Origin of the sequence: Bacteroides caecigallinarum (assembly GCF_021530995.1) — a bacterium.
Lineage (GTDB): Bacteria > Bacteroidota > Bacteroidia > Bacteroidales > Bacteroidaceae > Phocaeicola > Phocaeicola faecigallinarum.
Genome location: NZ_JADYTF010000133.1, coordinates 1 through 8,865, shown reverse-complemented (window position 1 = coordinate 8,865; position 8,865 = coordinate 1). Strand labels below are relative to the sequence as shown.

General features: G+C 40.0%; 7 protein-coding genes and 1 pseudogene. 5 read left to right on the top strand and 3 right to left on the bottom strand.

Annotated features, from left to right (window positions below):
* From I6E24_RS14305 to I6E24_RS14285, 5 genes and pseudogenes are all read left to right on the top strand, one after another.
* A pseudogene (locus I6E24_RS14305) lies at positions 1-273 on the top strand (hypothetical protein); the annotation flags it as partial.
* A gap of 154 nt (positions 274-427) precedes the next feature.
* Entirely contained in the window at positions 428-1,720 is a 1,293-nt protein-coding gene (gene mobV / locus I6E24_RS14300; RefSeq protein WP_235329215.1) for a MobV family relaxase, read from the top strand.
* Positions 1,721-2,059: 339 nt separating this feature from the next.
* Positions 2,060-2,902 carry an SH3 domain-containing protein gene (locus I6E24_RS14295; RefSeq protein WP_235329213.1) on the top strand — a complete coding sequence of 281 codons (843 nt, stop codon included), beginning with the start codon at positions 2,060-2,062 and terminating at the stop codon, positions 2,900-2,902.
* Positions 2,903-2,924: 22 nt separating this feature from the next.
* Positions 2,925-3,794, top strand: a complete 870-nt coding sequence (locus I6E24_RS14290) for an energy transducer TonB (RefSeq protein WP_235329211.1) — start codon at positions 2,925-2,927, stop codon at positions 3,792-3,794.
* A gap of 17 nt (positions 3,795-3,811) precedes the next feature.
* Complete coding sequence (locus I6E24_RS14285) at positions 3,812-5,608, top strand: hypothetical protein (protein ID WP_235329209.1); 1,797 nt, start codon at positions 3,812-3,814, stop codon at positions 5,606-5,608.
* A gap of 896 nt (positions 5,609-6,504) precedes the next feature.
* Here I6E24_RS14285 and I6E24_RS14280 read toward each other — a convergent pair.
* From I6E24_RS14280 to araJ, 3 genes are all read right to left on the bottom strand, one after another.
* Positions 6,505-7,050, bottom strand: coding sequence for a 7-carboxy-7-deazaguanine synthase QueE (locus tag I6E24_RS14280; protein WP_235329208.1), 546 nt, complete (start codon positions 7,048-7,050; stop codon positions 6,505-6,507).
* The gene (locus I6E24_RS14275) at positions 7,037-7,369 is read right to left on the bottom strand and encodes a 6-pyruvoyl trahydropterin synthase family protein (RefSeq protein WP_204393791.1); all 333 of its coding nucleotides are present in this window, start codon (positions 7,367-7,369) and stop codon (positions 7,037-7,039) included. The genes I6E24_RS14280 and I6E24_RS14275 overlap by 14 nt, the downstream gene beginning before the upstream one ends.
* Positions 7,370-7,503: 134 nt before the next feature.
* Positions 7,504-8,655, bottom strand: a complete 1,152-nt coding sequence (gene araJ / locus I6E24_RS14270) for an MFS transporter AraJ (RefSeq protein WP_235329206.1) — start codon at positions 8,653-8,655, stop codon at positions 7,504-7,506.
* Between the last annotated feature and the right edge of the window lie 210 nt (positions 8,656-8,865).

Sequence of the window (8,865 nt, the reverse complement as noted above, 5' to 3'; positions counted from 1 at the left end):
GATGAAACGATGATGAACATATATCATTTTGGTTATCAGTTTATTATCCTGTCAACTCATCAATTCATCGGATTTTCATCCGCCAACAAGTCTGCGGGACAAACGGATGGAAGGAAATGCCACTATCTGCAGACAGGTCGGTCGGACATCCGACCTGCCTGCTGTCCGACCAGCCGACAAGGAAAGGTGTATCATATCAATGAAAAGAAAAGGTCTGCCTATCCGCTGGTACTCTCACAGGCTTTTGAGAACAGAAAAGCCATAGCTCATTAGGGCATTTTCTTTATGCAGTGCAGGCACAGCTAAAAATGCCCCAATGAGCCAACGGGGTTACACCCCTCTGGACACCCCCGTTTGCCATGCGGCATGACCGCAGCAGACGGAAACCAACAAACCAAATTGTCAAACCTGAAAACAAAAAACAAGCATGGGATATATAAGCATTCAAATCAACAAAGCGAAAGGCTCGGCTGACACGGGCGCATCCGACCACATAGAACGTAAGACCATACCCAAGAACGCAGACCCTACACGTACACATCTCAACCGTGAACTGGTGGAGTTTCCTGATGGAGTGTCCGACCGTACCGAAGCGATAAGCCACCGTATCCGTACGGCAGGTATCAAACGTAAGATAACCCCCGACCAAGTGCGGGCAATTAGAATCGTGCTTTCGGGTACGCACGAGGATATGATGAAAATACAAGACGAGGGCAGACTTGACGAATGGTGTTATGACAACCTGCAATGGCTGCACTATACCTTCGGCAAGGGAAATACAGTTTCGGCAGTCCTACACATGGATGAGCACACACCGCACATTCATGCCACGGTCGTACCGATAGTAACAGGAGAACGCAGGAAAGCCAAGAAAAAGCAGACGGAAGGTAAACGCACCTACCGCAAGAAAGCCAATGCCGTGCGTCTGTGTGCCGATGACCTGCTGACACGTGAGAAATTGGTAGCCTATCATGACAGTTACGCAAAAGCAATGGCGAAATACGGCTTGCAACGTGGTGTCCGTGGTTCGGAAGCACGGCATACCACCACCGCCCAATACTACCGTGACCTAAAACGGCAGACGGGAGAGCTTGAAGCCAACGTGCGGCTGTTGCAGACCGAGCAGCAACAAGCGGAACAACAGCTTGACGAAGTACGGAAAGAAATCAGGTCGGAGAAGCTGGAAACCGCCAAGACCGAGGCGAAAGCGGCACTCGTGGCAAAGGTCGGCTCTCTTTTGGGCAGCGGAAAGCTGAAAGCGGAAAGAGAAGAATTGCAGCAGCGCATATCCGCACTTGAAAGTCAGAACGAAGAATTGATACAGCATATCAAGACAATGGAACTTGAACATAGAGAAGAACGCACCAAGTTCAACGAGTATATGGACAAGATACAGCGGTACTTCCCTTATGTGGAGAAGTTGTTGCCACTGATTGACTTCTGCCGAAACACCTTGCATTTCTCTGAAAAGGTTATCCAAGAACTGTGCAAGTTGAAGAAGGTAAGATTGAAAGGTGATTTCTATTCTTCCGAGTTCAACCGAAAGTTCCATGATGAAAATGCAACATTCTCGTTTGAGGAGGATAAAAACAGGAAAGGACATTACCATATATGCGTGAACGCTATTCCGCTTGTGCAATGGTTTAGGCAAAAAGCGAATGAATGGAGAAATGGATTGGGGATTGTTTCTACAAGACAGGATAAAAGGCTGAAAATATAGAGTGTACTAAAAATCTACTCCAAAAGCAAATAAAAACATTAGAAGATAGGAGTTTATCACAAAAATCCCCTATCTTTGTAATCGGATTGAGACAACTCTTTCCAAGACATATTAGAAAAGAAAGAAGCGTTATGCTTATCTTGTAGATGAAAACGTAGGAAATTTTCAAAGAGTACAAGGGATAGCATAGTGGTTCTCACGCTATAGCGTGGGCTGCTATATCCATATCTGTACTCAAGGTATTTTTCCTACGACCTTCATCTAAGACGTGGCATTGCAGTTCCACGCTTCGTGGTTTAATAAAATGACTCTAAGGGCTGCGGAGTTCATAAAAAGGATATGATGAACAGATTTATACTCCAACAAGGCATTTGTATACTGGGAAAAATGTCATTGTGTCGCAGCAGTGCCATAGTAAAATCAATTTTATTCCTGTTCATAAGTTTTTCTCTATGCACGGAAGCCTTTGCTGATTATTACCGTGTAACTGCATCAAAAGGGCTTAATGTACGTGCTTCAGCCAATAAAAACAGTGAGGTATTGGGACAATTACCCCAAGGAGACGTCGTTGATGTCATATCCATAGAAAACGGATGGGCTAATATCAATTATAACGGCTGGCAAGGTTATGTGAGTGTTTCGTATCTGACAGCTGTAACAAGCGAAGGAAAAGCGACTTCCTCCTCTCAAAAGGAATCATGGAACTTTTTCTCATGGCTCTTTAATTCTGAAGGGGAATCCGCTTGGTTTACTGGATTAAAATGGATTTTTTTTCTTGGTGTTGCAATCTTTCTTGTAAAAATTGCATTCTTGATTATTGTCCCAATGATTGCTTATGGAATTCTGCTTGGAATAATATTCTTGCTAATCGGTTTCATCATCAAATGGATTGGTTGGATAGAAGCTGATACAATGTGGTTCATTGCTAAATGTGGATACTGCTTAGGTAGTTTGTGGGGATTGCTTAATTCAATATTCCATTTTGGTGGGATTATTAATGATGCTGCCGACTCGGGAAGCTGTTCTTCTTCGAACAATGGTAACGGTTTAAAATGCTATTCAGTAACAGTTGATGGCTGTGAATATATACTAACTCAAGATTCGCAATATAGTGAATGCTATTATACAGACCAGTTTGGTGGTAAATGGAGTTACGACAGCCAAGGATTCCATCGTGTGTAATATACTACTTGCAATTTTAAATATGAAAAGATTATCTGTTTTATTGTGCATAATAACTCTCGGAGTCTTTATAATAGCTAATACAGCTATCGCACAAACAAGTTTTTCTGTTCCACCTAAAGCCTATCCGGCAAATGTACCCTTTAAATGCGATGCAGGAGTGGACAGTTATTGGCACGTCACAAGTATCACATGTACAGGTCGTGCCAATGGAGGTTACAAATTCAGAATAAAGGGAACTGCAAGGAAGACAAGCCGCAGTATGTCAATAGACTTGTTCTATCTCATGCCTGGAAATCGTATTATGACCGCAGGAGCCTATTATTTCCCGAATATTGAGGAAGGAAAGCCTTTTAGTTTTGAAATTGTTTCGGCCTTTACCGGTTATGCACCTTCCAAATTCAACGGTTTTTTCATATCAAGCGAAGTATTGCAAAGAATATTGCTAAATGAACAGGAAAAGGCAAAAAGCACAAGTGACAATTCCTCCACAAGAAAGTTTGGTATGCCTATAACAAAAAGATCGGATACAGAACAGGAATCTGCTAAGCCAAAAGAAAGCCCTAATAAAGTGTACAAATCAACCGATGAAAAAATAGAAAAACAGCCAGAATTTCCGGGAGGTTCACAAGCATTTATGAACTATATTTCAAAAAGCATACGTTACCCTTGGATATGCAAAGAACAGAAAATACAAGGAGATGTACTTGTAGGTTTTATAGTAGAGAAAGACGGTTCTGTTTCGAATGTAACCGTATATAAAAACATACATGCAAATTTAGATACCGAAGCCGTAAGAATAGTGAAATCATCGCCTAAATGGAAACCGGGTACAATTGATGGTGAACCGGTACGAATACAAATGGGTGTATATGTAAAATTCAGATTATAACCTAAAACAATACTCCAATGAAAGCTACACAATTTTTAAAAGTATTCTGTCTCTCATCCATACTTATGACAAGTCTGGCAAGTTGCAACCAAAAATCAGGAGAAAATGACAAACCATATACTCCTTTGTATGTTTATTTCAATCCGTTAGAATTGGATATGAAGATGGAAACATTAATGCCTTACTTTGTAAATTATCCTTCGGATTTGACAAAAATGGGTATAAGGAAGCATCCTATGAACGTGACTTACGAACATACCAGTTCAGCTTGGGGAATAACAACGATGTTTCAATATGTTTTCCTCATTGACGGGAACCTGTCGGAATATAGAAGGACTTCGTTCAACGTTGGAGCAAATGGACTTGATGTCACCAAATATGAATATGATGACAATTCAAACCTTATTGGAATAACTGCAAAAGAAGATGGATATTATCGTGGGAAAAAAACTGATGACGGTTTTACTTATGATTCGGCAAATCGATTGATACGTCGTGACAAAAACGGACGAGGAAATTACAATACGTCTACACTTCTTTATTCGTACCACGAGAATGGTATGCTTAAATCTGTCTTGCCCGAAAAAGAGAATAATACAATTTATGAATCGGGAGTGACACTATGGAAAATGCAATTTGATTCACTTGCACACATGGTGCGTTTCGAGACTCCTAATACGACCAACATATTCCTTAAAGACATCAATGAATATTATAAAGGTAAATCGGTAACGACATATACTTACATTGACAATCTATGTACTCAAGCAGTAGAAAGAATACCTATTAAGTTTGACAAAGGAACAGAAACACTTACATGTACAAGTAAATTTGCTTATAACTCACATGGCGATTTGACCAAATGGACTTACTCTGGTGGAGTGTATAAGAAGAATGGTAACAATTGGCGTGTAGACAATATGGAATTTACTATTAATTACGATTATAAATACGATAACCAAGGAAACTGGACAGAAGCAAAAATAATATTCCCCGCAAACATAGACGAAATACCGGCATTACGAATCCATTATAAAGCCAGCACAACGGGATATTCAAGCCAGGATAAATCACCTTCGGTAAAACAAGGAGAGACTCCATCTTTAAATATTACACGTACCGTAGAATATTGGAGCGATGAACTGGTAGAGGCAATAAATACAGTTAAAGCATATAATAATGAAAATACGACAAAAGCCAAGTCATTGCTTTATAGCGATACGGACATATATGGCATTATTGATAAAGTGAAAACCGTGCAAACAGAGACTTCATTCGGAATATACGGAGGACTTTCACGGCTTGATTTCGATAAATCTGGTAATCTTGTTCATAAGGAAAATCCCTATACCAGAAAAATGATGGTATATCAATACAACACTCCCACATCTTATACAGTAGAGGGCTGGAGTAATGACATAGTAAACATCACAATAAGCAAAGGGAAACGTATTGACAAATGTAAGGATGAAGTAAGCAACGGCGTTCTTGGTCAGGAATGCAGGTTTGACGACCAAGGTCGTATTGTATGGCACAAATTCACAGATGCAAACATCATGGCTTTTGTCACTCTCTCATATAAGTATGAAGACAAAAGTAAATATCCTGTAACTATGATAGAAGAGCATCCAGAAAACGGTGTGACCACATACGACTATACTTATACCAAGTTCGATGATAGAAAGAATTGGACTGAGAGAGAAGTTCTCCGTGCCACTGAATATGATCAGTATGATGATAACATGAACTACATAGGAAAGATGCAAACTCCAGCCGAAGTATATACTGAAAAAAGGAATATTGAGTACTGGTAAACTATATTAGGGGAGATTAAAGCCTAAAGTTCTCTCGATTCCCTTTTGTGTCTTTCAATTATACGCTCTTTCTGTGACATCGCCACCTCAATGAGTGTGTGGCGATGTTTTATTTCGTCAAAAGGCTGTCTGTGTTTCGAATAACAACACAACCATGTGTTTACTTTTTTTGCTGTTCTACTATTTTCACATATTTTTTCTGCATCATACTATTGGTGTCAACGGCTTCAAAAAAAGGGGGATTAACTTGCGCTACTTCTTACACCAAAATGAATAATCGCATCAATAACTCGTCTAAAGACTTCGCTTGTCTTATAGAAAATGTCAGCAAGTATATTTAGAATATGCCTGCTCGTTTTCAGTACACTTTTTCAATCGTAAAGCGATTAAATAAACAAGACTAATTGGTCATAATTTCTCTATCAACATTTTGAGTGTATCAGATTATCCATTATCTTTGCAGCATAATAAAATGAGTTACTTGAAAGCATTTCAAAGCAGAACACAGCAATTAAGACGGTTGCCAAATCATTACCCCAAAACAAGGTAATTCTTCTAAATCGCTTAATTTCAATTAACTATATTCCTTATACAGATTTACGGAAAAAATATGACTTAGACTGTAGCCTATACAATGTTTTTTAGTGTCCAAGGACTTATGACAATAAAATTATTGTCCAATGATTTGAGATATTGGGAAAAATAACCGCTCCGACTTGGCGTAACACGCTCGTGTTACGAGCGGAACTCCAACGTGTAACACGCGAAGCACGTTCGTGCAACGACCGTAACACGTACGTGTTACGGTAAATCATAATAGATAATTTGACTATTAATTCAAATCAAAATTAGAGAACCTTAAATTTATGATTTTCTTGAATTCAGATTATATTATGTTATGGAATATCAATCAGTTTATGTGTCTGAAGGCTTAGTCGCCACTGCGGATGTTTCTTAATGTAGGATATTACATGATTGGTGTTTTGTCCCGAACATGGTTGCAGGAAATAATGCTTTGCGGGCAATTTAAGATATGTAGATACATCCTGACCAACATATACTACTTTCACTTCGTCCATTCGGAGCACTTTAAGTATAGTTCCTTCCTTTGGCGAACAAGTAACCCAGTCAATACCCTCCGGCAAGACACAAGTGCCATTAGTCTCTATCGCAATATATTTCCCTGCCGCATGTAAGGTTGCAATCAATATACTGTCAATCCACAATCCTGGTTCTCCACCAGTAAGAATCACCATCCGACATGGATATTTGCATACTTCCGCAACAATTTCATCATCTGACATCATCCTGCCATCTTCATGCTGCGTATCGCAAAAGCTGCACTTCAGGTTGCATCCCGAGAAACGGACAAACACAGCAGGAGTTCCCGTATAAAACCCCTCACCTTGCAAGCTATAGAAAATTTCGTTAATCTTTCTCATAGATAGCCGTATTACCTTCCGATTCTTTTACTTCTACCCTGAAACAATGTGGAACCTGATTGCAAACCCAGAAGGCAATATTTTCTGCCGTAGGATTAAAAGGCAGTACATCATTCAAGTTATTATGGTCCAGCTGCTTTTCCACAGCCTGCTTGATGTGAGTAAAATCTACCACCATACCGTTTTCGTCAAGCTCTTTCGAACGGCAATAAACGGTTATAATCCAGTTGTGACCATGAAGCTTCTCGCATTTGCTCTGGTAAGACAGCTGTAGCGAATGTGAGGCTGAAATTTCCATCCTTTTAATTACTGTGTACATAGTTGATACGTTAATTAGATTAATACAAATTTGCTCCTGCTTAATGTCACCTCGGCAGTTATATCGTCGCAAAGATAAAAAATATCCAAAGAAATTTTATTATAACAGATTAGTACATTGGTAATTTTTTATTATCACTTTACCTCGTACCTCACCTGATACCGCCTGTAGAATATCACAGCCAATATGAAACCTACCATAGCAAACGGCACTCCTACAAGAGCCGCATACTGGAAGCCGTTAGTAACCGCAAGGCCTCCTGCGTATGCTCCCACAGCATTACCGAAATTGAATGCTATCTGGATGCATGCACCTCCAAGCATCTCTCCTCCCGGTGCCACTCGTATTATCAACAACTGTTCTGGACTGGATACTGCAAACAGTCCGGCTGTGCATAGAAACATAAGCGAAACTGAAAGCCAAGGATTTGATGACAAAAAGAAGATAGCCAGCAATATCAGACATATACCACCCTGGGCAATCATCAATACCCGTCCCGGAGTATAACGGTCAGACATTCGTCCGCTAATGAGATTTCCCACTACCATACCAAAGCCGGCAAGCACCATCAAAGCCGTCATACTACTTTCCGAAAAACCAGAGACATTAGTCAGAAGCGGACTGATATAGCTGTACCAACAGAACACACCGCCATTTCCCAAAGCCGTGGCACCAAGAATAAGCCACGGAGCCGGAGTGCGGAGAAACCGGAACTGACCCTTAAAACCTATATCCTGCAAGCCTTCAACCACCGGAACCCAACGCCATATATAATAGAAAACAATTATTCCCCAAAGACCGACAAAAAGGAATGTGGAACGCCACGAAATAAGATGACTCAACGATGTACCAAGCGGTACACCGAACAGATTGGCAACTGTCATTCCGGCTATCATTATGGAAACTGCCTCCGAGCTTTTCCCTTTATCTGCAAGCTTGGATGCCACTATAGACGCCACACCGAAATAAGCTCCATGAGGCAAACCAGAGATGAAACGTCCAATCATCATAACCCAATAATTCGGTGCCATAGATGCACAAAGATTTCCAACTATTATCAGCGAAACCAATGCCATAAGCAAATGCTTGAGTGATTTCTTCCGTGCAAGAACCAATACCGGCGCACCGAAACACACTCCAAGTGCATAGGCAGAAATAAGATGACCTGCCTCGGAAATGCTTATTCCAAAATCGGAAGCAACGTACGGCAATATACCCATCATTGCAAACTCAGCCATTCCCAAAGCCAAAGTACCGAAAGCCAGTGCTATAAGACTCTTTTTCATAATTCTATCTCTATACGTTAATCTACTAAAATTTTTGTGTTATTAATTTCGATACAAAGTTACACTTTATGTTTTATAACATAGAAATATTTTATAATTGTTTTTTGTACAATTATTCTTAAAGAAGAACACAAAAGCTGAGTTTTCAGTATATTTGGAGGTTAAGCAAGAAATAATATACTTGCAAAGTAACTACAGATAAAATATTGT